The sequence below is a fragment of the Veillonella sp. genome (assembly GCF_019414865.1).
Classification (GTDB): domain Bacteria; phylum Bacillota; class Negativicutes; order Veillonellales; family Veillonellaceae; genus Veillonella.
On sequence record NZ_DXLG01000191.1, the window covers coordinates 1 to 2,044 of the forward strand.

Annotated in this window: 2 protein-coding genes; both read left to right on the plus strand. The window is 37.0% G+C overall.

Annotation, left to right across the window (positions count from 1 at the left end):
* On the plus strand, positions 1 to 1,346 hold a 1,346-nt coding region (locus QZ334_RS08150; protein WP_295233533.1), incomplete at its 5' end, for an ATP-dependent DNA helicase.
* The gene (locus QZ334_RS08155; protein ID WP_295233537.1) at positions 1,346 to 2,041 is read left to right on the plus strand and encodes a ComF family protein; all 696 of its coding nucleotides are present in this window, start codon (positions 1,346 to 1,348) and stop codon (positions 2,039 to 2,041) included. The genes QZ334_RS08150 and QZ334_RS08155, both read left to right, overlap by 1 nt.
* Positions 2,042 to 2,044: the final 3 nt, after the last annotated feature.

Here is a 2,044-nt window from a genome sequence, read left to right on the forward strand (position 1 = left end):
GAGACAGCTTATATATTTACCCTCCAGAAATGTACGTGTCTGAAGTAGAAAGCGTTCATTATACAAAGGATTTTTTATTAGAGGCAGATCCAATTTCTCTAGATATTCCAAGTTTTATAGAGAAATTTGAAGCAGATAATCACATTACATTTGGTGATGCCCAAAAAGAGGCTATCCAGTTATCCTTCTTTGAAAAGTTTTCCCTCATAACCGGTGGCCCTGGTACGGGTAAAACGACGATTATAAAGGCCCTAGTAAAAGGATTTCAACTTGGTGGATTAGGGCGGATTATTCTATGTGCACCTACGGGGCGTGCTGCAAAACGACTTACTGAGGCGACTGAGTTTGAAGCAACAACGATACATCGCTTATTAGTGCCTGTCCAGGGCAGTGATTCTTATGATTTTACTAAGAATGAAGATGATCCATTAGATATAGATGTTATTATCATTGATGAAGCATCTATGCTCAATGTACGTTTATTCTATTCGTTAATGGCAGCTATTCCAAAGGAAGCTCATGTTATTATCGTAGGTGACGTAGATCAATTACCGCCTATTGGAGCAGGCTTTGTATTAAAAGATTTGCTCGATAGTGACTGTGTGCCTTATACGCGACTTAACCAGATTTATCGACAAAGTTCTGGTAATACTATTGTAGAAAGCGCCTATGCTATTAACCGTGGTGAAATGCCAAAACTTGATAGTGTAAGTGAAGAGTTTTCCTTTATACCTGTTAAGTCTTACGATATGATGATGAAAGCTATCATAGATGTATATAAGCGAGAACAGGAGCATATTGAGGATGAGTTAGATATTCAAATTATTTCTCCTATGAGACGTGGTGAAGCTGGAAGTACACTCATTTCTCAGTATGTACAACAAGCAGTTAATCCTCCAGATAGTTTAAAAGGGGAAGCACGCGTTAATGGTATTACATACCGTGTAGGGGATAAAGTTATTCAAATCCTCAATGATTATGAGTTAGAAGTCTTCAATGGTGAAATTGGTGTAATTTATGCCATTACACGAACAGACATTTGCATCCGATTTATTCATAAAGAGGTTCGTCTACCTATTGACGAAGCACATATGATTATGCCAGCTTATGCTATTACAGTTCATAAGAGCCAAGGTAGCGAGTATGGTGTGGTTATCATTCCATTTGTTCCACGTTATGGTGGTATGTTGCAACGTAATTTGTTGTACACTGCTGTTACACGAGCTAAACGGAAGGTTATTATCGTTGGTACAACGAGCGCTATAGAACGTGCTGTACGTACTGTAAACGGTGATGAACGATATACATTGTTTAAAGAACGATTACAAGGGAGATGTGATTCGTAATGAGTCTTTGGGATTTCCTATTTCCACCTGTATGTCCTCATTGTGGGGCCTCTGTAGCAACACAAGGGGATTGGTGTGAATCTTGTTTTACTGATCTACTGCATATTCGTCATGTACCAAACAAATTTCTACATTATGTAGAGGATGTATGTGTATTGGCTGAATACCGTGGTGGTCTAAAGTCTATAATTTACGATGTAAAATTCAACGAAAAAAAGGAGCAGTCCAAAGGGGCTGCTCCTTTTTTAGCATCGTACAACCTTTACATGAAATATGATGAGTTTCATATTGTTAATAACAAGTGCTCTGTTATTTATGATTATATTATTCCTGTTCCGTCTAGCGAAAGGAAAAAAGCTAAGAGAGGATATAACCAAGTTGATTTATTTTTTACCAAGTGGGCTAAATCTTTACAAAATATAGATAATAAACATTTTGCTTGGTTAGACTGTTTGTACAAATTTGACACTTCTAATGATATGTGGGCGTTAACGAATAAAGAACGACATCAAAATATTGAGGAGGCTTTTGTCATTGGCGCTAACTATAAAGATATTGAATTAAAGGATAAGACAATACTTATCGTAGATGATATATATACTACAGGGGCTACGATTGAAGCCGTCGCAAAGGTCATTAGGACATATAAACCTTGTAAAATTGATGCATTAACATTAGCTAGCGGTAGTTTTTAAGTA